At 50.3% G+C, this 23,544-nt stretch carries 14 protein-coding genes and 1 pseudogene; 4 read left to right on the top strand and 11 right to left on the bottom strand.

What is annotated here, in order from left to right:
• Nucleotides 1-8: 8 nt before the first annotated feature.
• From ABD028_RS14605 to ABD028_RS14590, 5 genes and pseudogenes are all read right to left on the bottom strand, one after another.
• A complete protein-coding gene (locus ABD028_RS14605) occupies nt 9-2,054 on the bottom strand; it encodes an ATP-binding protein (protein ID WP_343845876.1) in 2,046 nt (681 codons plus the stop codon).
• A gap of 177 nt (nt 2,055-2,231) precedes the next feature.
• A pseudogene (locus ABD028_RS23295) lies at nt 2,232-2,867 on the bottom strand (tetratricopeptide repeat protein); the annotation flags it as partial.
• Nucleotides 2,868-3,127: 260 nt separating this feature from the next.
• Nucleotides 3,128-3,424: a hypothetical protein gene (locus ABD028_RS14600; protein ID WP_343845874.1), complete on the bottom strand. Its 297-nt coding sequence runs from the start codon at nt 3,422-3,424 to the stop codon at nt 3,128-3,130.
• 25 nt (nt 3,425-3,449) lie between these two features.
• A complete protein-coding gene (locus ABD028_RS14595; protein ID WP_343845872.1) occupies nt 3,450-4,277 on the bottom strand; it encodes an SAM-dependent methyltransferase in 828 nt (275 codons plus the stop codon).
• Nucleotides 4,278-4,384: 107 nt separating this feature from the next.
• Entirely contained in the window at nt 4,385-10,981 is a 6,597-nt protein-coding gene (locus tag ABD028_RS14590; RefSeq protein WP_343845870.1) for a response regulator, read from the bottom strand.
• A gap of 351 nt (nt 10,982-11,332) precedes the next feature.
• On the opposite strand from ABD028_RS14590, the gene ABD028_RS14585 reads away from it, so the two are divergent.
• The gene (locus ABD028_RS14585) at nt 11,333-13,648 is read left to right on the top strand and encodes a TonB-dependent receptor (RefSeq protein ID WP_343845868.1); all 2,316 of its coding nucleotides are present in this window, start codon (nt 11,333-11,335) and stop codon (nt 13,646-13,648) included.
• Here the strand turns inward: ABD028_RS14585 and ABD028_RS14580 are convergent.
• Nucleotides 13,645-14,544, bottom strand: a complete 900-nt coding sequence (locus ABD028_RS14580; protein ID WP_343845866.1) for an HAD family hydrolase — start codon at nt 14,542-14,544, stop codon at nt 13,645-13,647. The two genes, ABD028_RS14585 and ABD028_RS14580, sit on opposite strands and share 4 nt — an antisense overlap.
• A 91-nt stretch (nt 14,545-14,635) precedes the next feature.
• Between ABD028_RS14580 and ABD028_RS14575 the strand changes: the two genes are divergently transcribed.
• A complete protein-coding gene (locus ABD028_RS14575; protein ID WP_102797166.1) occupies nt 14,636-15,808 on the top strand; it encodes a mechanosensitive ion channel protein MscS in 1,173 nt (390 codons plus the stop codon).
• A gap of 64 nt (nt 15,809-15,872) precedes the next feature.
• Nucleotides 15,873-16,874 (top strand): GGDEF domain-containing protein, encoded by a 1,002-nt coding sequence (locus tag ABD028_RS14570; RefSeq protein ID WP_343845864.1) that lies wholly within the window; start codon nt 15,873-15,875, stop codon nt 16,872-16,874.
• Here ABD028_RS14570 and ABD028_RS14565 read toward each other — a convergent pair.
• On the bottom strand, nt 16,841-18,874 hold the full coding sequence (locus tag ABD028_RS14565) for a TonB-dependent receptor (RefSeq protein WP_343845862.1): 2,034 nt from the start codon (nt 18,872-18,874) through the stop codon (nt 16,841-16,843). The genes ABD028_RS14570 and ABD028_RS14565 overlap by 34 nt on opposite strands.
• Before the next feature lie 80 nt (nt 18,875-18,954).
• On the opposite strand from ABD028_RS14565, the gene ABD028_RS14560 reads away from it, so the two are divergent.
• Nucleotides 18,955-19,803, top strand: a complete 849-nt coding sequence (locus tag ABD028_RS14560; protein ID WP_343845861.1) for a peptidylprolyl isomerase — start codon at nt 18,955-18,957, stop codon at nt 19,801-19,803.
• Between the two features lie 16 nt (nt 19,804-19,819).
• On the opposite strand, the gene ABD028_RS14555 is transcribed toward ABD028_RS14560, so the two are convergent.
• From ABD028_RS14555 to ABD028_RS14540, 4 genes are all read right to left on the bottom strand, one after another.
• Nucleotides 19,820-21,100: a sensor histidine kinase gene (locus ABD028_RS14555; protein WP_343845859.1), complete on the bottom strand. Its 1,281-nt coding sequence runs from the start codon at nt 21,098-21,100 to the stop codon at nt 19,820-19,822.
• Between the two features lie 161 nt (nt 21,101-21,261).
• Complete coding sequence (locus ABD028_RS14550) at nt 21,262-21,960, bottom strand: response regulator (RefSeq protein ID WP_102797162.1); 699 nt, start codon at nt 21,958-21,960, stop codon at nt 21,262-21,264.
• Nucleotides 21,961-21,971: 11 nt separating this feature from the next.
• Entirely contained in the window at nt 21,972-22,352 is a 381-nt protein-coding gene (locus tag ABD028_RS14545) for a DUF3019 domain-containing protein (protein ID WP_172449381.1), read from the bottom strand.
• The gene (locus ABD028_RS14540; protein ID WP_172449380.1) at nt 22,342-23,172 is read right to left on the bottom strand and encodes a MipA/OmpV family protein; all 831 of its coding nucleotides are present in this window, start codon (nt 23,170-23,172) and stop codon (nt 22,342-22,344) included. Before ABD028_RS14540 ends, ABD028_RS14545 begins: the two co-directional genes overlap by 11 nt.
• Nucleotides 23,173-23,544: the final 372 nt, after the last annotated feature.

Below are 23,544 nucleotides of genomic sequence, written 5' to 3'. Positions count from 1 at the left end.
ATCCAAGATTAAGGGTTCAACACTTTAAGTTTATGGTGCGGCGCGGCGTCCTGTAGCTCTGCCAACATCTCTGTAACCAACTCACCAGCCCGCTCGTATTCCACATCATCGACTTTTTTGACCAGGCGGGCAATTTGTTCCGCATAAGGGCCTCCGGCCAACAATTTTTGCAGCGCCGCCAGTTTTTCCTCCACCATAAAATCCGATTGTTTCAGCAGTGCAAGTATTTGCTGCAGTTGGCTCCTGAGCTCACTCTCGTCAATCGCCTGTGGGCTGCTTTGGTCGCTGGATTCGAATACTGGCGCCAGCGTATTTAACAGGGCTTCCAGGTCATCCGCGACCTTTAACAAGGGCTTAGGATCACAAGGGCCTTGTTCAAGTATAGCCTCCAGTGCGCCGCACTGAGCCGATAAGCCTGACGCGCCGATATAAGCGCTGCTGGATTTCAGCGAATGGATTAACCTGAACAATGTGGAGTGGTCGTGTTGGGCCAGCAACTGGCGCAACTGACGGGCAGTCTCGTTCTGGTCACGAAAAAAAGCCCCCAGCAATGACTGATACAATTGCGGGTTGCCACCTAATCTGGCAATGGCTTGCTTTACATTCAGGCCCGCCAGTTGTTCCACCTGCCAGGTTGGCTCATTGGATTCAGCATCAGGCGAGGCCAGAGAAAAATAGCGCTCGGTATGCAGATACTTGCCCAGCAAGCTATACAGGGTCTGGGTATCTATCGGTTTGGCAAGGTGGCCATCCATACCAGCCTTAACGCTTTTTTGCCGGTCGGCTTCCATGGCGTGTGCCGTCATGGCGATGATCGGTAACTGTAACTCGAGATCCTGGCGAATCAAAATAGCGGCAGTCAGGCCGTCCATAACCGGCATTTGAATATCCATTAAAACCAGATCAAAAAACTCGTCCTTCAGTCTATCCAGCGCCTGTTGGCCGTGTTCTGCCACTTGTATCTCAATCGCGGTTTTTTGCAATAACCCTATGGCCACCTGGCGATTCACTTCATTGTCTTCCACCAGCAACAACCGGTATTGTGACCAGTCAGGAATGCCCTTGGGAAGATAGCTGTCCTGGCAGGGCTGCGGATTGCCGGCAAGGCGTTTAAGCGGTAATTCAAATCTGAATGTTGAGCCATGGCCAGGTTCACTTTCCACCCAGATGCGGCCGCCCATTAAGTCACATAACTGCTTGCAAATGGCCAGTCCCAGGCCGGTGCCACCAAAGCGCCGGGTGATGGAATCGTCAGCCTGGCTAAAGGATTGGAACAAGGCATCCTGCTGATCCTGACTCAGGCCAATGCCGGTATCACTGACTGCGCCTTCCAGCATCAGCAGATCCGGCTGGTCCGGGGCAGGATTAGCACAAAGGCGTACTGTCACCGTGCCCTGCTCGGTAAACTTAATGGCATTGCCAACCAGATTATTCAGTATCTGCTTGATGCGCCAGGGGTCGCCAAGCAGTTGGCGGGGCATATCCGCGGCGATATCTTCAACCAGTGCCAGGCCTTTGGCATTGGCCTGAACAATATGCATATTCAGGGTGCTTTTTAATAATTCGCGAGGCGTCAGCGCTACACATTCGATAGAGAGTTTGCCTGCCTCAATACGGGAAAAATCCAGAATATCGTCCACCAGACGCAGCAGTATTTCACCTGCATCCAGAATATTCACCAGATGGCCCCGTTGCTCACGCTCATTCTGGCTGTCCAGCGCCAGGCGACTAAGGCCGGTAACGGCATTGATTGGGGTACGGATTTCATGGCTCATTCTGGCCAGAAAGGCGGATTTTGCCTCGGTTGCCGCTTCGGCCTGACGGCGGGCCACCGTTAACTGCTGACTGAGTTTGGCCAGGCGTATTTTTTCCCGCTGCATCAGCATCGCCCAGAGGGCGATGGCACCCAACATACCCAAAAGCAGTGTCGCGGTGAGCCAGGCATTTTCGGTGCGTTTCTGACTAACCTGCTGCTCAAGTTGCAGCATCTGGTTTTGTTCTTCCAGCTCAGCTATCTGGGCTTCTTTGGCTTCGCTTTCGAATAGGGCTTGCATTACTGTTAGCTGTGTTACTGTCCTGTCACCTCTATATTGTTCTTCTGTTGATTGAGCACTTTTTAATGCGTTGATTGCTGCTTTGAAATCCCCTTTTTCTATTAGAATTTCCGCCTTTATCCGAAAGCTTGTCGCAAGTTCTTCTTTTTCACCAGAGATCGTTGCCTGTTCTATGGCTTTATTTACCCACTCTAAAGCTTCAGCTTCTCTGTCCAATAATAACAGTGCAGATGCTTTCCTATGCAGCGTTGCAAGATTTGCAAAATCCATTCTCCTTTTTGAAGATATCTCTATCGCTTGTTCATACTGCTGGATTGCATCGAGTGGTTTTCCTTGTTTAAGGTAAGCGTCACCCAGTCCATTTAAAGCTAAGACCAGTCCCAAATAGTCCTTATCATGTGAATATCTTTCTAAAGCAATATTGTAATGTGAAAATGCTTCTTCAACCTGACCAGTTAACAACATGACATCGCCAATTCCCTTTTCAGCAGAGCCTGCTTTGTTCTTATCTTCTAAAAGCTCCTGAAATTTCTTATAGTACTGAAGAGATAATTCATATTGGCCAGACCTTTTATATGTATTAGCCATGTTGTTATAACAATAACCTAAATATAATTTATTGTTAGATTTCTGATAGTAATTGGCTGCTTTTTGATATTTTACTATTGCTTTAGTATATTCCCCAATGGTGAGTAAAATGTTTCCTTGTAGCATTTGAGCTCTTGCTTTTACTTCCGGAGACAGTCCTTTTTCTGCTAACTCTTCAGCTTCTCTAGCTGCATTCATAGATTTTGAATACTCACCCAAAAACATTAGTGAATAAGCTAAAGAATTTAATATTCTTCCGGTGTTCTCCGGTGATACATCTTCTCTTATATCGTTTAATATACTTTCTGCAAGGGACCTCGCTTGAGTGGGATCCGTTCTGGCAAGCGTTTCAAGATCTGCTGCTTTAATAGCAATATTTTCATGAGAAGACTGAGGCAAGCTAAATTCATCTGAGAAAGTAGTGCTGCTCGCTAGGGAGATTATGAGCCCAACGAATAAAAACAGTTGCCTCGCCTTCTTCATTTTTAGTTCACTGCTCTAGATAAACCAATATTTCCAACATTGTTTCTATTGTCATCATTGCTAGATGTTTTATCTAATCCATTCCAATTTCCAGTGGAAGAAATTAAAGCAGTGGCTAAATTTTTACGTAGACTTTCACTATCCATGCAAAGGAGCTTGTCAGCGTCTTCCACTCCAGCTTCAGCCAATAAACGCTGGCGGTTAGCGGCCAATTCGGCGGCATTGCTGCCATTATTGAAGGCGTCCAGTTTGCTGGCATTGGTGGCCAGCTCCAGGTAGAAACGGCTTAGGTTATCCATAAGGCTTTCCTTTTGTTGTTATGGGTTAAATATCACACTCTACTTCTTCATACTCATCCCAATGATGAATATCCGCTTCCGTCAGACCCAGCCAGGCAAGGCGGTCTGCGGCAAATTCAGGGGCCTGACAGGCCGGTATATACAAGGTACTGACGGTATTGACTTTGGCACCGGCACCGGGTAAATCGGCCAGGGCCAGCCAGTCTTTTTTCGGTTCAAAGCCGGGAAAAATCGGCGCTTCGTATAAGCATACCTGATGATCGGCCGGGTAGCTTTGCAACAGCAGTTTCGTCAGGGCAGCCAGTCCCTGTTCGCCGGGTTGAAAGTGATCCATACTGTGCTCACCGGTCAGACCCACCTGCCATAAAATCAGCGCGGCGCTGCTGTCCACCTGGCGGCGGGTAAGTAAGAAGCGGGTGGATTCATAAGACTGGCAGCCGGTATCAGCCGGGTCCAGATCCAAATCAGCATACAGGCAGGCATCGGCAGAAATGCCGGGTAGCATGCGGACCTGGTGACCTAAAGGCTTAAGAACCCGACTGGCCATCCGGGTAGAAGAAACAAATACGCCGGGATGACCATAAAATACCGTGCAGACATCTTTGCCGGCCGTGACCAATTCAATAATGCGTTTGGCCATTTGCCGGTAAATTTCCGGGCGCGAGAAGCCCATATTATAAAAACGCCCCAGATGCTCGGTATTGGCATTGAGCTGCAGTATATGCTGGATAGACAGGGGATTCGGGGCCACCAAAAGCACAATTTCGGCATGTTCAATCAGACTCTGGGTTTCCAGCGTCATATGGCCCGGATGCAGACCACAGCCTGCAATGGTAAGACGACCTTTTTTCACGGGCGTTCCCTCAATTTTTGTAGTTGTTGTTATCCTTACTGCGCAAGCATAAAAAACAATCAGGCGCAGCGCAATAGGCTTGGTGCCGGATTAGGGCGGTTAACTGGCTAGGTCACTTGGTCATTATCCAGGCTTGCTAATAATTCAGAGGCTAAAGTCGCTGCCTTTTCGTATTCAATATCTGCCACCCGACGATTAATTTCTTCCAGTTTTTCTGCATATTCGGTTTGCTGGCATAACGCCAGCAGCTGCGCCAGTTGCTCTTCGGCAGCAAAGTCCGATTGTTGCAGCAGGGGCAGTAATTTAACCAGCGTTTGGCGGAACTGCTGCGGGTTTAAATGTTCGGCGCTATTACTGCCATTTGGGGCTTGGAACAGCGGACTGAGTGTTTCCAGTAATTCCTGTAACTGATGACTGATGGCGGCCAGGGCCTTTTCATCACAGGTTTTTTTCAGCAACAGGCTTTCCACTTCCCCGCAACGTTTGGATATGTCGAACGCGCCGATATAAGCAGAGGTCGATTTTAATGAATGCACCAAACGCAATAATTCGTCGAGCTTGCCACTGACCAACAAATGTTGAAGCTGGATTGGTGTTTCCTGTTGTTCAAAATAAAAATCCTGTAGCAAGCTTAAATACAGTTGGGTTTTACCACTCATATTATTGATGGCTTGCTTGCTGGATAGCAGTTTGATGCGTGACACTTTGCCAAGTAAAGCTGTATCAGCCTCGGGCTGTTGGCTGACGGGCAATTTCCCGGCTCTGGTTAATGCCCTGTCCTGCAGCAGCTGGCTCAGGGTTTGGAACAGCACATCAGGTTCCAGAGGTTTACAGATATGTTCGTTCATACCCACTTCCAGACTTTTCTGGCGATCGGCTTCCATCACGTGGGCGGTCATTGCCACCACAGGTAAATCGACAAGCTTAAGCTGGTGGCGAATCAGATTGGTCGCGGTCAGACCATCCATATGGGGCATCTGAATGTCCATTAACACCAGATCAAAGGTTTGTTGCTGAAGCTTCTCCAGCGCTACCAGGCCATTTTCAGCGGTTTCCACCCTGACACCAGTGTCTTTTAATATTCCCAAGGCCACCTGGCGGTTGATGGCATTGTCTTCCACCAACAAAATACGGTACTGACGCAGATCAGGAACGGCCAGCGGCCCTTTGTGCTGCTCTTCGTTATCATTTAATTGCCCCGCCATCACATTGGTCAGGGCATCCACCAATGTGGAATGATTCACCGGCTTTTCCAGAAACTGGTTGATAATGGTGCTACCCAGTTGCTTTCTGGCCTCTTGTTTATCATAGGCGGTCACCATCAGAATGCGGGGTGATTCCGTCAATCCCATTTGCTGAATGCGTTTGGACGTTTCGATGCCGTCCATCTCCGGCATCCGCCAGTCCATCAGAATCGTGTCGTAACAGTTTTTGTCGGTGGCGGCTTGCCTGACCATGTCAATCGCCTGGGCACCGCTACTGGCTTCGTCTGCGCTGATACCAACGTCCTGCAATAGACCACGCAACAACTTTCTGGCCAGGGCCACATCGTCGACCACCAGCACTTTCATTTTTGCCATGCGGGTGGGGTTGAACAAAGGATTGGCTTCAGTTTGCATTGAACGGCTAAGTGGCAGACTGACATGGAAACAGGACCCTTTGCCCAGTTCGCTTTCCAGCCAGATTTGCCCCTGCATTAAATCACAGAGCTGTTTACTGATGGTCAGCCCCAGGCCGCTGCCGCCGTATTTACGTGTGACCGAATCGTCTGCCTGAGTGAATGACTGGAACAGCCTGCTTTGTTGTTCCTCACTCATGCCAATTCCGGTATCCCGGACGCTGATATGCAACTGCACCTGATTCTGCTCATTGGCTTTGCCGCTGAGCTGGATATGCACCAGGCCCTGATCGGTGAATTTTATGGCATTGGACAGCAAGTTCACCAAGATTTGCTGGATCCGCAACGGGTCGCCCAGCAACAGATCGGGTACATCACGCTCTATATCACAAAGCAGTTCCAGACCCTTGGCGTGTGCTCTGAAGGCGTTCAGATTGATGGAACGCTGCACCAGCTTACTGAGTGAAAAGCTGCAGTGTTCCAGTGTCATTTTGCCTGCTTCGATCTTGGAAAAATCCAGAATGTCGTTGACCAGACCTAACAGGGTTTCGCCTGATTCCTGAATTTTGCTCACGTAGTCCAGTTGTTCCGAATCCAGCTCGGTTTTTATGGCCAGGCGGCTCAGGCCAATTACCGCATTGATAGGGGTGCGGATTTCATGACTCATTTTGGCCAGAAACGATGACTTTGCCTGAGTGGCTTCTTCTGCTTTCAGCTTAGACGCGGCCAGCTCGGCGGTGCGCTGCTGGACCTTGCGTTCGAGGTTTTTGTTGGCCTCGATCACTTTATGATAAAGCCTGGTGTTGTCAAACATCACCGCAGTCTGGTTGGCTAGTAACTGCAGTACGTTTACTCTGTCCTGGGGAAAGGCACCGCTCATATCGAAGTGCTCCAGGTACAGAATACCGCGATAACTGCCGGTTACGATCACAGGAATACAGAGCAGAGACTGGGGTTGGCTGCGCTGTAGGTAAGGATCTCGGGCCAGACTGCCGGCCTGCGCAATATTGTTGAGCAGTTTCGGCTTAAGGGTACGGCTGACCAGGGTTAACAAACTGTGAGGCAAGTCTTCATGCTGGCGAATTTCCGGATAACCGGCGCGGACTTTTAACACGCCTTCATCGTCAACAAACAGTAATGTGCCGGCCTGCGCGCCGGCATTTTCGACGATAATATGGATCATTTTGTCCAGATAGGCGCGCAGATTGACTTTACCGCTTAAGGTTTCTGATGCCTTAAATACCGATACTAAATCCAGATCTTCGCTGCGCTGCACCTGGTCTGCCTGACCGGCCTGGCCTGCGACTTGACGCAGACGCATATGGCGCACCTTGCTGATAGCCCCCCAGAACTTAAAGTTCTGATAGGCTTTGCTTTGCAACTGCTGGGCAAAATCCAGGTTGCCCATTTGCAGCCAATAATCTGCGTAACGTTCTTCGGCAATGGCCTGATGCTGGATAAAGCCTGACTGCTGTGCTGCCTGAATGGCGGTTTCATATTGTTGCCAGCCGGCAGCCTGCTTATTAAGCCTGGCCAGTTCGGCTTCCAACAGCAGCACTTTGTGCTGGTGATTGTCTGGGGCGTTAATGGCCCAGTTTTGCAGTAGTGTCAGTTTGCCTTGCAGTATCTGATACCATGAGTCGTGCTCAGTCTGGCTGAGCCGGGCAGCCAGTAATGCCGCAAAAAAGTGAAATTCGGTTTGGTGATACAGTGAAAACGCCACGGCCGCCAATGGTTCAGCGGCCTGATAGTGATGCGCGGCCAGCTCCAGATCATCGTGCAAATACGCCAGCATCAGTTTGACACTATGGTAGCAAAACAAAATGGTCAGATTCTGGGTTTGCTCCAGTACTTCCACCTGCACCGCTTCGTCAAAGGCTGGCCCCGCCAGTAGTAATGGGTCCTGCTCATCTTCGCGCAGATTCAACACGTATTGGCGCCAAAGATTAATGAACTCCAGATTGTAGGGAATGCGTTTGTCCATAATAAAACGTGCATACTTGTCCATCTGCACATTAACTCTGTCCAGCGGCTTGCCGCTTAAACACAGATAAAAGCCGAAAAACAGCGCGGAATGCACGGCAAACTCAATGTTGCTGTCATCCATGGCCAGATAAATATTGCTCTCCAGACTGTCGAGGCTCTGCGCCAGGGGCGCAACCCAGGGCAGAACAGCGGCGGCTTTCTGGAACTGCACTTCAGGGGTGTACAAATGTTGGTAACGTCTGTCCACTTCAATGGCTAGGTCGGCAAACTGCAGCGCTTGCTGATACTGTCCATAAGCACCGCTGAGAATGATGGCATGGGAGCCGTATGCGCGGCTGGCTGGTGCCGAGTTACCCTGAGTGACACTCAGAGCGACAATCGCATGGGTCACGGTAAGATAATGATCCGGCCCCAGAATATAGGCAGCGGTGGAAAGTACATTCAAGGCCTCGATGGCCAGTTTCAGCTTCTCGTCTTTCAGGGCCGGTTTATGAATAAGGCCAGCAATGTTGTTTTTATCATAATGCTGCTCCAGTTCCAGATAGCGGGTCGCAATACCGGCTGGCTCGCGAATATCAATACCGGCTTCAACTAACACCTGCGCGCCTAGCTGGTACACCTCAGGAAGCTGATTCTGACCGTACAAGATCAGTAGCTGCAACTTGGTGACTCGCAGTTTATCGGTCAGGTCCCGGACATGCTCCAACAAAGCCTGGCAAAGATGCCCGGCTTCCTCGTAGGCCTGGGTTAGATAAAAACTGCTGGCCATTGCCAGCTTAACCTTAAAACACACATCGTGGTGTTCATGCCAGTCGCTTTCTTCCAGCAAGCCTGCGGCAATACTCAGGTAATCTCTGGCAGCACTGTGAGCGTTGGCAGCCAGGGCTTTTTCACCCGCCTGCAGGTTAAAGTTGGCCAGTGACAACCTGTTATGGTTGGCCACAAACAGCCTGCTGGCTGCGTTCAGATGGTTGACAAATTCAAGTACTACATCATTGAGCTGTGCAGCCGGGTAATTTTCCAGATAATACTCACCTATGGCCAGATGCAGTTGCATCTGGGTTTGCTCACTGCACAGTTTGTATGCGGCCTGCTGCAATTTGTCATGGTTAAAGCGTAGCGACTCAATCCGGGCACCTTTGGTATCGGTAAAGGCCGTCATAATGCCTTCCTGAACAATCTCGGCGATGTGCATTTCCAACTGCTGGCGTGTTAGCCCCAACAGCTCAGCCAATATCTGGCATTGGCTGCTATTGCCTATCAGGGCCGCGATACTCAGCAGGCGGCGGCTATGGGCCGACAAGCGTTCAAATCGCAAGGTGGTAAGCTCAACCAGGTTGTCGGTAATTTTCTGTTGGGCAATTTCTGTTACATCCCAATACCAGTGTCCCTGAGTGTCGCGTTGTAACAAGCCCTGATCATGCAATGTCAGTAAGAACTGGCGCACAAAATAGGGGTTACCATTGGTTTTTTGCATCAGCAAAGCGGTTAATGCTGTCAGCTCGCCTTTAGGTTTGCCCAGGGTGTCTGCCAGTAGTTCCTGTACCGCTGAATCTGCTAACGCATCAACCTGCATCTGTTCAACCCTGACACCTGATTTGCCGATGCGGGTCAGACAATACAGCAAAGGGTGGGTATCGCTGACTTCATTGTCACGGTATGCCAGTAAAACCAACAAATTATCTATTTGCTTATCGGTCAGCAGCTCTTCCAACAGATTTAAACTGGCGGTATCGGCCCATTGCATATCATCCAGAAATAGCACCACAGGGCGCTGCTGTTGGGCGAACACTTTAAACAGCCGGATTAGCAGCTTACTGAATCTGGTATCCTGATAATCTGCAGCGTCACTGTTCTGGGCGGGGCCGGTTATTGGCAGCCATTGCGGCATAAAGGCTGCTAGCAAGTATGCGTCATCGCCCGCCGCTTGCTGCAGGCATTGTTGCCAATGCGCCAATTGCGCGGCATTTTCCTGCAATAGCTGCTCCGCCAGCTCACCCAATGCTTCGAGGATGGCACCAAACAGGCCATCAAGCTGAAACTGTTCGCATTTACCGCGAATGAAATTGGCTTTGTTGGTCAGGCCCGGCTGGGCAAGCTGCTCAACTATGGCGGTTTTTCCGATCCCTGAATAACCCTTGATACAAAGTAAGTGGCTTTGCTTTTCCACCAGAGTGCGTTCAAATAAACCTTGTAACTGACGAACTTGTGTATCCCGGCCATATAGTTGGTTGGAAAAATGCAGTCGCTGGCTGCCTAATGACACCGACATCGGAAAAGCGCTGATGCTGGCTGACTTTTGCCATTGCTGCTGACATTGTTGTAAATCTTGCAGTACCCCCTGGATATCTCCATATCTGTCATTGGGGTTTTTGTTGAGCAACCGCTCGATTATTTTGCTGACTTGTGTGGGCAGACCAGGGTTTAGTTCTTTTGGTGGCGGCGCGGTGGAGGCAATTTGGGCGTGAATAAGTTCCATGCCATCGTCTGCTTCAAACGGGAACCTGTCAGTTGCCAGGAAATAACACAAGGTTCCCAAGGAATACAGGTCAGAACGATTATCCATCGGGCAATTAACCCGCCCTGTGACCTCCGGTGCCATGACTTTCAATAATACCGGGTCAAGCTGACCCTGAAGGCTGTGCCGGTTTACCTGACTGACCACGCTTGGGTGGCCTAAATCCAAAATACTCAGACTACTGGCGTCGTTATTCCAGTAAAGTGCTCTGGGATTAAGGTAACCACAAATAAGTTTTTGTGCATGAATCTCTGCTACAGCCTGGGCCAATTGCAGCATCGCTTGCAAGCGTAAATTCAGGTCCTGTTTGGGTAGACGGGAAACCAATTGCCACAGATCCAGCTCATGTTCGTTTATGGCCAGTACTTCAACATACTGACCGGCTTCACTGAATGCGCTTAATGTTACTGCCAGACAGTCCATGTCGGGCAGCTCTGTGGCAGAGGTATCCGCATCTTTGCCGATATCGCGTTGCTTGATAAACAAGGCTTCACCCTGTACCGACAGCGCCTTGAAAAGCCTGATGTTCGTGCTTAAAGCCGGGAGTTCCGTCAGGCGATTGTAATTATCAAGTTTGTCCATGCCCATACCAATGCGGACCTTTTCAGAAAACCAAGCTTAAATGAGAGTGCGATGATTGTTAAGAATAGATAATAGCGGCTGAACCGTCAGTTGGTCATAGTTTCACCAATTAAATCCAGTGCTTATAACAAAGTGTCATGGTTTTCTGCTACGCTTTGCTGCACATATCTTTTTCCTGTTTCAGGCGTTTGTACAAAATCTGAGTACAGTCTGCAATAACCTTGCTGTTGCATCGCACAACTCGCTGGCATGTGCCAATGCCTGTTGTGTGCAGAGGCTGTTTTTTGATACATGCACGTGCGCTAAACGGCTCGTTAGCAAGGAAAAAGCAAGGATTGGTGAGCGGCTGGAATGCCACTGACCCATACGGAAGCGAAAGAACGCATTGCGGCAGGACTGCGCCGCATGAATGCGATAATCCAGGTTTTCGTTGGTTGGATCCCTATGTTTATAACAAGGCCCTTAGTTATCCCTATTGCCCTGATCTATAGTCAGTTAGCGGTTGCGCAATCTTCCACATCACAGACACAAGACGACATAGAAGTGATAGTCGTCAATGCCCAGAAACGTCAACAGGATATTCGAGACGTTGCTGTGGCAGTGACATTAATTGATGGTGAGCAGATTGCCCGTCAGCATATAAAAGATACCACGCAACTGGCGGCACTGGCGCCCAATATGAAATCCTCCAAAGTGGCCGGGGAAGGTACGGCTCCGTCCTTCAATATCCGCGGTATTGGGATGTTTGATTACAACACATCTACGGTGTCACCCATTGCTATCTATGCAGACGAGGTGGTCAGTGGTGGTGCCAACTTCCTTGATTCTACTTTATATGACATCCAACGGGTGGAGGTACTGCGTGGGCCACAGGGTACATTGTTCGGCCGCAATACTACCGGCGGTGCCATTTTACTCACATCAGTATTGCCACAGGCCGAGTTTAGTGGCTACGCCAGAGCGTCTGTAGCGGAGCAGGATTACCGGGCTTTGCAGGGGGCGGTCAACGTACCTTTAGCCGACAACACCGCAGCACGGTTGGCGTTTAATCATGTGGATTACGATTATTCCATCCAAAATCTGGATGCCAACGGCCAGGACGGTGGTATGCGACAAAACAGTGTGCGCCTGCTGGTGGCCAGCGAATGGGAAAATGCATCCCTGCTGTTTAAATTATATTCGGAAGATTGGCAGGGCGCGCCCAAACCCATATATAGCGCGGGGATACTGAAAGCCTCAGGAACGGGCGCGCGCTGTCTGCCTGATGAGGTCGGTAGCCGTAGCTGCGTGGATAGCTTTGGTTTTGCGCCGGCTACCGATGATTTCTGGCAAACCGAGGCGGACACTGCCGACAAGCGGCATGATACGGACAGTTGGGGAGCCAGTATTCAATGGCAATGGCAGGTTAATCAGCGGTGGAGTTTGAAATCCATCACCGCCCATAAAGATCTTGAGCGCTTTCATTCGTTTGACTCTGATGGTCCGGGCAATTTTATTGAGGGGAGTCTGGGCTCGGATAACCAGTTTTTCAGCCAGGAAATAAGCGTCAGCCGACAGGGTGAAAACAGTCACTGGATGGCTGGTCTGTTCTATTTACAGGAAGAGCTGAAGCAGCAAAACGACCTGGATCTATTCAGGGATTTTCGCGCTAATCCTGCAACGGCAGGTGGTGCCGTGCAGTTTTTCTACCACAACACGCTGGAAAATCAGTCATTCTCTGTCTTTAGCCAACTGGACTATAACCTGTCACCAGATTGGATTGTCACTGCGGGTTTGCGATTTACCGATGACAGCACTGAATACCATGCCTTTGCTGATATGGATGTGGTGGGAGCTTATATTCCAGGCGTTTGGGATCTGCGCGGCGAGGTGGATGACCGCGAGTGGTCGGGCAAACTGGCTCTGGTACAAAAACTCTCTTCGCGCACCAGTCTGTACTACAGCTATTCACGCGGCTACAAAAGCGGCGGTTACAATGGCGGTTTTGCCAGTAGTGAAGCTCAGGCTGTCGATTCTGAATATGCGCCGGAGCGCCTCAATGCCTGGGAAGTGGGAGCCAGACTACAGCTACCGCAATGGGATATGAATATTGACCTGGCAGCCTTCTGGTATCGTTATCAGGACCAGCAGGTATTTATCAATCGTACCACCGGCCTGGCACCTTATCATGTCCTTAAAAATGGCGGTGATTCCCGTATTCAGGGGCTGGAATTGAGCCTGGCCTATACACCTGTCAGCCAATTGATGCTGGACCTGAATATTGGCTACTTACCCAAGGCTGAGCTGGGGGAATATCAGGAAGAAGATTTATATGTGGCGGGCACCCAGTTGCCTTTTACTTCTGAGTGGAATATCAGTGCATTGGTCCAATATGAAATCAATCTGGCCGGTGGCCGCCTGCTGAGCCAACTAGGTTTTGATTACCAATCCGATTTTTATTTTGATCAAAATGAAAATCCTTACCTTCAGCAGCAGGGCTACAGTGTGTGGCATGGCAGGATAGCTTATCAGCCGAATGCACAATGGGAAGTAGCACTATGGGCGAAGAATCTGTTTAACCGCCAGTACCACGAGCTGAAGTTTGACTCTATTGCTGCACTTTCTGCCGTGACCGAGCTTCGCGGTGAAGCCCGTCAGTTGGGGGTGGAGCTGAGTTATCACTTTTAGCCTGGTTGGAAGATCTGCCGCCAGTCTCTTTGCATATCCACTTTGGTCCAGCCGTGGCTTTTGGCTGCCGCCAGCGTGTCATCACCCGGGGAATAGCGATATTCCCTTTCATCATCGGTGTGTTCAATCAACACGCACAGGGATGTTGGTGATGTGCCAGCCCAGCGCAACATCTGGATGTCACCACTGCTGTTACCAAACGCGGCAATAGGGCGTCGGGCAATCTGGCTTTCAATCGCCAGCACCTTACCGGGCCCATTATCAAAGAACCAGGGCACCGGTGCCATTTCCACTTCCAGTCCACCCGACTTGTCACTCAGGCGGGTAATCAGTTTGCTGCCGATGACCTGCTCGGGAGGAATACCATAGGCCGCTTCGCACCAGGGGCGAATAAAATAACAACTGCCTCCGGAGACCAGATAATTTTTAAAGCCATGGGCGGCAAACAGTTGCAGGACTTCACGCATGGGTAGATAAGTCAGCTCGGTATAAGGTTTGTCAAACCTGGGGTGCCTGGCTTTATCCAGCCAGTCTGCCACCCAGCTATGGTATTCATCGGTACTGATACCTTCTCGAAACTCCTTAAACAACAGGCTGGCATCTTCAATTAACTCGTCATGAATATGATGCAGCCAGTGCTTGACCCGCTGACGCAACCCGGCACCCACAGGTAAGGTACGTTTTTCATCAAAGCGCATCAGATCCTTAAGAAAAACCAATTCGGTAATATTGGGCTTTTCCAGCCACAGGGTGCCGTCGTTATCAAAGGTGGCAATGCGTTGTTGTGGTGGCACAAATTCGGGTGAATCCGCTGTGGTTACCCGTTCCAGAAATGCCAATATGTGGCTGCGTGCCAACCCAGGTTGCCAGGAAGGCAGATGATTTTGCGTGTCCATCGAACAATTTATTCCTGAAGACTTTGACGAAAAAAGAATACCTGTGGCAGACTGGATTGCAATGTTAAAAGGATGTTGCAGGAGCCAACTGATGCGATTTCAACTTATCTGGCCGGTATTGCTGACTCTGCTGGTGCCGCTGGCGGTAGCCTGGTTTATTTATCCTGACCATTTGCCGCCGGGCTTTGGGGTATTTCCGCCACAATTTATTGAGCAGGCACCCGGCTTCAATTTATGGGCTTTTCTGGCTGTTGGAGCGGGCGCAGTGTATATCTGCGGTTTAATCCTGTTTCCCAAGCTATATGGTTTTAAGGGAGCCACACCCAAGCCGCAGCCCGGCAAGCAGCCGTTGCCCTGGTGGTTTTGGTTTGGTCTGGTATTAAACCTGTTTTTCTGGTGGCTGATGTGGTCACACTCCACGGCTTTTGGTGATCTGGTTTACTGGTCTTTTACGCCCTTATGGTGGGGCTTTATTCTGGTATTGGATGGTATTGTTTATCATCGCAATAATGGCAGGTCGTTGTTTGCCAGTCGGCCCACCACGCTATTTATTGCCGCACTGGTGTCCATCGGCGGTTGGGCCTATTTTGAATATTATGATTATTTTGTGTTGGGTAACTGGTATTACCCCGACGCTGACCAGGCGCCCTGGCCCTATCCGGTGTTGGCATTGGAGTTTCTGGTTACCTACAGCACGGTAACGCCGGTGTTATTCCAATGGTATAACCTGTTCCACACCTTTCCTGCGCTGCCGGCCCGCTATAAAAATGGCCCTAAAATGCCGTTAAATGGCAATTTAATGATTTTAATCGGTACGGTGCTGATTGGCTTAATGGTGGTCTGGCCTTATCCGTTTTTCTGGGTGGTATGGATAGGCCCCTTTGCCGTAATGACGGGTATTCTGATGCGCATGAACATCTGGAACCCTTTTACCGATATTGCCAAAGGTGACTGGAGTGCAGGGGTTTTAATTGGGGTGGCGTCACTCTGTAATGGCCTGTTCTGGGAATTTTGGAACCATGGCAGTCATGCCTTTCATACCAGCACGACCAATCCAAACTTTTGGGTTTACAATATTCCTTATGTAGACGTCATTCATCTGTTCTCGGAAATGCCATTGATGGGGTATTTTGGTTACATACCTTTTGGTGTGCTGGTTTGGCAGGTATTTATCTGGAGCGGTAAGCTGTTTGGTTTTAATACCGATATTCGTCTGGACAATGTGGATGTACTGGATGAAGACGTACAAGTTGCCCTGAAATAGAGGGCAGGACCGGGCGGTGTTGCTGCACCCGCCGCCCATGACACTTTTCCATATTGGATCATCTATGCCGAAGGTGCAGCGAACCACTGAAGAATGGATCCTACTCAGCATCAGCTTGCTGGGGGCGCTGGCTATTTTGCCCTTTGCGCTATTAAGGTTATTCAATGGTGACTGGCTGATAGCCGCGCTGGATAGTTTTGCTGTGGTGGCCATGCTGGTGGTTTTTGTGCATGTCTATGTCAGCGGTCGGGTGTGGTTGATGAGTCATGTATTTGCCTTTTTATGCCAATTGGTACTGGTGATGACCGTGATGCTCAGGGGGGCGGAGCAGCTATTCTGGTTTTACCCGGCCGCATTGGCGGTGTTTTTCCTGTTAACTCCACAACTGGCCGTCGGCCTGGTTGGCACAGCGCTACTGGCGCTCTTTCTGTTGCTGTGGCAGCAAGTGGCTGTTTTGCATCTGGCCGCATTTATTCTATCTGGGCTGGCTACCATGGGGTTTGCCGGAATTTTTGCCTGGCGTACCAAAGCGCAGCAGCAAAAACTGCTGAGCCTGGCGACACTGGATCCGCTGACCGGTGCCGGTAACCGGCGCGCGCTTGAAGAAAAACTGCTGGAGGCGGTTTACCATTTCCAACGTGTGCCTCTGCCTATGTCACTGATTCTGCTGGATTTGGATAATTTTAAGCAGTTTAACGACAACTATGGTCATGAAGAAGGCGACAGAATTTTAGTGATGGTGTGCAAACTGATAGAAAAGCGTATTCGTCGTAGCGATCACCTGTACCGCTTTGGTGGCGAGGAGTTTGTTGTTATTACCGACAATACCGGGCTTAGGGAAGCGGGCTTGCTGGCTGAAGAGTTACGTAAGGATATTGCCCAGGCGAATATTAGTGAGCGCCAGGTGACGATTTCTCTTGGTATTGCGCAATATCACCCGGGAGAAACCGGTTATCAATGGCTGGGCCGCGCCGATCAGGCGATGTACCGGGCGAAAGACAGCGGTCGGAACCATCTGTGTATCTGCGCAGGTCAGGACGACCAATTGGCGCTCACGGACAGATAAAGCGAGCGAGGTAAGCCGATAAAATAGCGATACTGGCCAAATCCAATGTCGGCACGTTCTGCATAATCGCGGTTAGTCAGATTCTGCAGACGCATTCCCAACTGCCAGCGTTGATTCAGGGCGTACTGAGCGCGCAAGTGCAGCAAGCTATGTCCCGGATAGCTGGCGCTATTCTGCGGGTCAAGATAATAGCTTCCCATATGCTGCCATTGCAGTTCCAATTTGTTGCCTGAATCAGTCTGCCAGCCGAGTATGGCGCTGAATTGCTGACTGGGGGCCGTGTCCATGTGGTTACCACGAATATTGTCCTTCGCCAGTTTTAACTGATTGTGATAGGTGTGGCGAGCCAGGCTGGCGCTACCCTGCCAGTACCAGGACTGGCCGATTTCGCCCTGTAACGTTAGCTCCAGACCGCGATGCCGGGTATGGCCGTTACTGACATTTTGACGTTCAGTATCCTGGAAGATCACCTGACGTTTGTCCATCCAGTAAAGATCCAGGTTGTAACTGATACCCTGCCAGTTGCCTTTGACGCCGCTTTCCAGGCTGCTCAACTGTTCTGAGTCTAACTCCGCCAGTCGCTGACCATTTTGCAATCTGAATAGCTCGGTAGCCTGAGGTGCCCGATAGCCGCGGCTGGCTCGGGTATACCATTGATGCCCTGGCGCCCATTGATATTGCAGGGCAACGGAAGGTGACCACTGCGGGTAACTGACGGTCTGGCTGGTTGGACGTACAAAACGACAGTTTGCGATGTCTTCGGCGCAGGCATCGCCGTCAGGCAGATGATTGCGATAATCGTATTGCTGCTTGTCGTACCTGAGCCCGGCAATGAGTCGCCAGTTTTTCGCCAGGTGCCAGTTAATGTTGATAAAAGGTGACAACGTGGTGGCAATAACATGGTAATCATAATGAAGGCCTGCAGGAATAGCTGGGCTAAAAGGCTGCGCCTGATATTCCTGCAAATCGCCATCGGTCAGTTCCAGATCAACGCCTGCCAGCCAGTTTAATGCACCGGCAGCATGGCTATATTGGGCTTGCAGACCAAGGCTGCGCTGGCCATTTTGCTCCTGTGCCTGCCAGGGTACATAGTGTTGTAAAAAATCCATTTGCTGCCAGCGCAAGTAGGGCGTTATTTGCCATTGCCGATCTTCATCCAGGGCCAGGGTAAAGCGGCTTGACATGCGTATTGCTTCGGCGTTTCGATACGCTTCCGGGTTAGGGTTTTGTCTGCGCAGTGTCTCATCCCGGTAGGCATCCAGTCCGCTGACGTACCCGGCCGTTTGCTGGTCCAGCTTGGTCATGGCCAGGCGGCCTAGCCATTGCCAGTTACCTAACTGGCCTTGTGAGGCCAGATTTAATTTATATTGGCTATAACCTGAACTTTGCTGGTATCCGCCATCATCAGCCACATTGCCATAGGCAATGGCATGTTCATTGCCAAGAGCAAAGCTGCCGCGTCGATATTGATTTGGACCGGTTTCAAGGCTCGTTTGTGCTTCAAAGCTTTGCGGAATAGGGCGGGAAACCAGGTTAATAATGCCGTGCTGGGCATTGGCGCCAAACCAACTGCTGCCCGGGCCTTTAAACACCTCGATGGCCTGGGCTTGTTCGCTGTTGAGTTCAAACAATTGGTTGGCATTACAAAAACCACTGGCGCGGATGGGAATACCGTCTTCGCTGACCAAAAAGGCACCGCAGGCACCGGCACCAGTCAGGACGGGGGAGCGGATAGCGGTCAGATGCTCCTGACCGTTACCACGACTAATCCATACACCCGGTTGTGACGCCAGGGCTTCACTGATATGGACCGGGCGCAGCAATTGCAGCGTCTGTTGCTTGACACTATTGTGGCTAACGGCTAGGTCGTCTTGCGCTTGCGCCGTAACACTAATTCGCTCCACTTCATTGGTGAAACCATAAAATGGGAGAAATGTAATGAAAATCAGTGCGCTACGCATACAGGCTAAGATATTCTGTGAACAGGGTTGCATGATCATAACCGAATCCGGGATGGCTGGCTTGCAACCTGCCCCATAACTCAGCACGATAACCGCTCGACTGTTAAAGGAGAATAAAAATGAAAGGCTGGATAGTCTCGCTGATAGTTGCGCTTGCCACCTGCGCCGTGCAGGCCGAACAGGGCTGGCGCACACCAGATCCGCAGAACCTCATCTATTTGCAATTGGAGCAGGGGCAGGTTGTTATGGAATTGGCTCCCTTTATGGCCCCGGAACATGTCAGGCAATTTAAACGTCTGGTGCGAGAAGGTTACTATGACGGTCTGGATTTCTATCGGGTCGTGGACGGTTTTGTGGCGCAGGGCGGCGATGTTAGTGAAACACGCTTATCTGAACATAAACAGAATCTTCAGGCAGAGTTCAGCCGGGCGATTAAACCGGATGCAAATTTTACTTTGGTACAAGAGCCGGACTTTTTTGCAGACCAGACTGGTTATTTGCAAGGTTTTGCTGCCGCCCGCGATGTGACGGACGGCCAGGAATGGTTGGTGCATTGTCCTGGTGTCCTGGCCATGGCACGCAGCACTGAAGCCAACAGCGGCAGTGCGGATTTCTATATTGTGATTGGCCAGGCCCCCCGTCATCTGGACCGTAATATGAGCGTTTTTGGCCGGGTACTATGGGGCATGCCACATCTTCAGGCGCTGCCCAGAGGAAATCCGGATGTGGATATGGGCGTGATTGCCGCTGACCAGCCGAAAGGTAAGATTCTGTCTATGCAGGTGGCTGCGGATATTCCGGTCGAGAAACATTTGCCATTGCAGGTTCAGGAGCAGGACTCTGCTGCAATGGCCGAGCGTCTCGACAGAGGCAGAAAGATGGACAATGCCTTTTTTCATTTTAAGGGCAATGGCAAGCTGGATATCTGCTATTACCCAACCAAAGTGCGACTGGCAACTAAGGGTTAGCGAATAGCTCTTCGGTTTATTGGCGGGGTAAGCGAATAATAAACCGGGCACCGCGCAGGGGGCTGCGATCGGCACTGATGCTGCCCCCATGCCAACTGGCCACACGTTCTGCAATAGCCAGACCTAAACCATAAGTCCCACGCTGACGATTGAGTTCCAGGCTGACAAAGGGTTTAAATACATCTTTTAGTTTTTCCTCATCGATACCCGGACCGTCGTCTTCAATATGGATTTCCAGTATGTCCCTACTGGCAATCAATCTGAGTAAAATCTGACTGCGTGCATAGCGAGTGGCGTTAGCAACAATGTTGCTGATGGCCCGGCCCAGCCACATGGCGTCGCCCATAATCCAAAAGTCTTCCTGCGGTGTCTGATGTTCCAGGGTTAACCCGCGCTTGACCACCAGTGGTCGGTTGTCTTCTGTCGCACGGCAAAGTAGCTGAGTGAGGTTTAAGGCTTTTGGCTGTATGCGGGCGGCTTGACGCTCCAGGCTGGCAAAATCCAAAAATGCAGAGACCATGTTTTCCATACGTTCCAGATCGCCCTCCAACCTTTGCAGATAGCGATCTTTCTCCTGGCAGTCCTGACTGTCCAGGGCCGCATCCAGTCCAAAACGAAAGCAGGCCATAGGCGTACGCAAATCATGGGAAAGACTGCTGGCCAGCAAGCGATTTTCCGCAATCAGCTGTTCAATACGCTGTGCCATTTGGTTAAAGCTGGATTCCAAATCCTGAATGTAGGAAAAGCGGCTGCGTGGCACTCTGGCCTGCAAATCTCCCTGACCAAATCTGTGGGCCATGCGGGTCAGCAGTGACAAACGGCGGGTAAGTGGCAATAACCAGATGCCCATCATCATGGCCAGTCCCCCATACAGCGCGATGGTGAGGGCCAGGTCGCGGTCCAGATCCATGCGTTCCATCGGCGGCAAGGTCATACGTAGCAAATAGTCCGGATGTGAAGGTAATGACGCCAGTAAGTAAGGTCCCTGAGACGACTCCAGCAGCAGTCCGCCGGGATGCCGCAATTCGTCCATCAGATCTGCAGGCAAGGCAAGATTAGATGAGGACTCCAGTGCCAATGGCAGAGGCATAATCTGATTCATACGCTCAACCAGACTGGCTGGCTCATTGCCCTGGTCTACTTTGCTGGTTAGATCGGCAAACAACTGACTTAAATGCGGATAATCCTGAGGTTGCTGGCTTTCCCTGTGCTGTTCTACCCATTTGTCGATGCCCCAACCCAATAAAAACAAAGTTAGCAGGGCGGTCAGCAACAGGCTGATATATATACGACTCATGATTGGGCCAGACGGCTTTCCCGGTAAAAGCAATGCATTTTGCTGATATTACCTTGTGTCAGGGCGACAAGTTGTAAAGAATTGCGTGAACTTGTCTGGACGGTTGTAGGAGCAATAGCCTACCAGTTAAATACTGGCAGTTGTGCACCTTGGGGTGGATTTTATTCCCAGGCATCTGCGACAAACAGATAGCCTTTGCCCCAGGCTGTTTTTATCCGTTTTGGGGAGGCGGTATCGTCCCCTAATTTTTTGCGTAGCACCGAAATCATCACATCAAACCAGCGATCCAGGCCATCGTATTCACGACCTTTCAACTGACGAAAGGCTTCATCCCGGTTGATAATGCGCCCGGCGTTTTGCGCCAGGTACCAGAGCATAGCAAACTCATTGCTGGAAAGGTCTATTTCCTGATTATCCAGTACGGCGCGGTTGGCATCCAGATTCAGATGCAAGCGGCCAAATTCCATCAGGTTATCAGCCTTGCTGGTGGTCTCGGTGCGTTGCAACTGACCTTTAATTCGCGCCAGCAAAGCTCTTGGTCTGATGGGTTTTACCAGATAGTCGTTGGCACCCACTTCCAGACCAATCACTTCATCCAGCTCTTCGCCCTGAGCGGTGAGCATAATAATGGGAACCTGACTAGTGCGTCGGATTTCTTTGCACACGGAAATACCGTCCAGACCCGGTAGCATCAGATCCAGCAGAATCAGGTCTGGCTGAGATTGCTTGGCGACAGCGACAGCCTGGTCGCCACGGGCTTCATGGCAAACTTCAAAGCCTTGCCCCTGCAGGTATTCCTGAACCCATTGGGCCAGTGATGCGTCGTCTTCCACCAGCAGGATTTTTCCGTATAACTGCATACTTGTCGCTCCTAAAACAGACGCCAATTACGTTTGCGTCGCTGTGATTCATAAACCCAGTTAACCTGAATTTCCTTGCTTAGCATGATGGTATCCTGACGTTTTAACAGCACCTGAATACTGGTGGCTGACGCGAACTCAAACTGCCATTGGCCACTGCGACGATTTTTCCAGCAAGCCAGGGGCGTACCTTGGCCTTCTAAGAACAAACAATAATCGCCATGTTCCGGAAGTTGCCATTCTATGCTCACTTGGGTATAGCAGGTTCGCCCTTTGTTAATGGCTACACAGGTATCCGGTGATATCAAAAACTGCCTGTCCGATGGTCCTTCCTGAGCCGCTGCTGGCAGGCCTAGCAACAACAGTAAAAGTGCAATTCCCTTAAAAAACATAGCGAACATTCACCATGCCAAGGGCTTCCAGACTGCTCTCAACAATAGGGCTGTCGGACACGCCTTTACTGTAATGATTCATGCCAAAACCGAGTTCCAGCAACCAGTCTTCATTAATGGGATAGAGGGTGGATACCCCCAAGTGCAGTCGGTATGCCGCTTTTCCTTTATAGAGCGGTCTGTCCGGGGTAACTTCATGAGGGCGAATCCCAAAATAGTAATCCACCAGCGCACTGCTGTAGAGATTCAACCCCAGGGTTAACTGGATATCCCAGTTACGTGCCTGAATAATATAGTTGTAATAGGTTTGCAGCAGGAAATCCCGGTAGGCGTTGTCTAAGTCTCTGACTAACTCTACCGAGAAGTGCTGATTGTCTTCGAAGCGCTGTAAACGAACGCCAATACTGCCGTCAGATTGGCGTTCACTGATACCGCGCAGCGCTTCATTAACGTCAAAGCCGTGCTGCGTATAGCCGGATTCATCCAGAAACGGCATATAGGAGCCCCAGATGGCATCCACCTGCCAGACTTCATCCTGATAAATATGGTAACCCCACAAGGCATAGCTGCTTAAGCTACTAATTCGACGACTGGGGGTTTCCAGGAAAAAATTTTTATAGCTGACGTCAAACTGCAATGTGGGTAATACGGGCAGGGCACTGTTACCCGGCGCGTCTTTAAGCAGCGATTTTTCCTGCCAGGCAGATAAGCCCAGGGAGACTTGCCAGTTCCAGTTGCTTTCACTTTCAGACTTGTCATCGGCCAGCACGGGCAAGGCAAGGCAAGCCAGCAATAATGCTGCGGCGGTTTTCCTTATCAATGCTGTGGTTCCCGTGTTGCCTAGGTAATTATCGCTGCGGATTGTATCAAAGCTGGATTGGATAGGGAGAGAGAGTTCAGTCAAATTTGTAGGGAAATTGTAAAAGAAAAACCCGGGCGGGCCATGGAGAACCCGCCCGGTAAGAATCCCAAGAAAGACCAGTAGACTTGGGTGTGTAGTGCATTTGTAGTTTGCACAAAATGATAATGATTCGCAATAATAAAAATTAAAAAAATGTCAAATACTTGAATTTTAGTGTTTTTTAGCATCATCGTGTTGCTTGCCATTTATTCAGTTAGATTTTCTGCCCCCGTCCAGTAGCACACTTATAGTGTACATAGCCGCATTACACCTTGCCTTGACAGTAGTGAT

It is taken from the genome of Bowmanella denitrificans, from assembly GCF_039522935.1.
Taxonomy (GTDB): Bacteria; Pseudomonadota; Gammaproteobacteria; order Enterobacterales; family Alteromonadaceae; genus Bowmanella; species Bowmanella denitrificans.
This window is presented reverse-complemented; position numbering and strand designations above follow the sequence as displayed.

Bases quoted from the DNA above. Each gene is read 5' to 3' on its own strand.
- ABD028_RS14605 (WP_343845876.1), bottom strand. From the start codon at position 2,054: ATGCAAGCCCTATTCGAAAGCGAAGCCAAAGAAGCCCAGATAGCTGAG.
- ABD028_RS14600 (WP_343845874.1), bottom strand. From the start codon at position 3,424: ATGGATAACCTAAGCCGTTTCTACCTGGAGCTGGCCACCAATGCCAGC.
- ABD028_RS14590 (WP_343845870.1), bottom strand. From the start codon at position 10,981: ATGGACAAACTTGATAATTACAATCGCCTGACGGAACTCCCGGCTTTA.
- ABD028_RS14585 (WP_343845868.1), top strand. From the start codon at position 11,333: ATGCCACTGACCCATACGGAAGCGAAAGAACGCATTGCGGCAGGACTG.
- ABD028_RS14580 (WP_343845866.1), bottom strand. From the start codon at position 14,544: ATGGACACGCAAAATCATCTGCCTTCCTGGCAACCTGGGTTGGCACGC.
- ABD028_RS14575 (WP_102797166.1), top strand. From the start codon at position 14,636: ATGCGATTTCAACTTATCTGGCCGGTATTGCTGACTCTGCTGGTGCCG.
- ABD028_RS14570 (WP_343845864.1), top strand. From the start codon at position 15,873: ATGCCGAAGGTGCAGCGAACCACTGAAGAATGGATCCTACTCAGCATC.
- ABD028_RS14565 (WP_343845862.1), bottom strand. From the start codon at position 18,874: ATGATCATGCAACCCTGTTCACAGAATATCTTAGCCTGTATGCGTAGC.
- ABD028_RS14560 (WP_343845861.1), top strand. From the start codon at position 18,955: ATGAAAGGCTGGATAGTCTCGCTGATAGTTGCGCTTGCCACCTGCGCC.
- ABD028_RS14555 (WP_343845859.1), bottom strand. From the start codon at position 21,100: ATGAGTCGTATATATATCAGCCTGTTGCTGACCGCCCTGCTAACTTTG.
- ABD028_RS14550 (WP_102797162.1), bottom strand. From the start codon at position 21,960: ATGCAGTTATACGGAAAAATCCTGCTGGTGGAAGACGACGCATCACTG.
- ABD028_RS14545 (WP_172449381.1), bottom strand. From the start codon at position 22,352: ATGTTTTTTAAGGGAATTGCACTTTTACTGTTGTTGCTAGGCCTGCCA.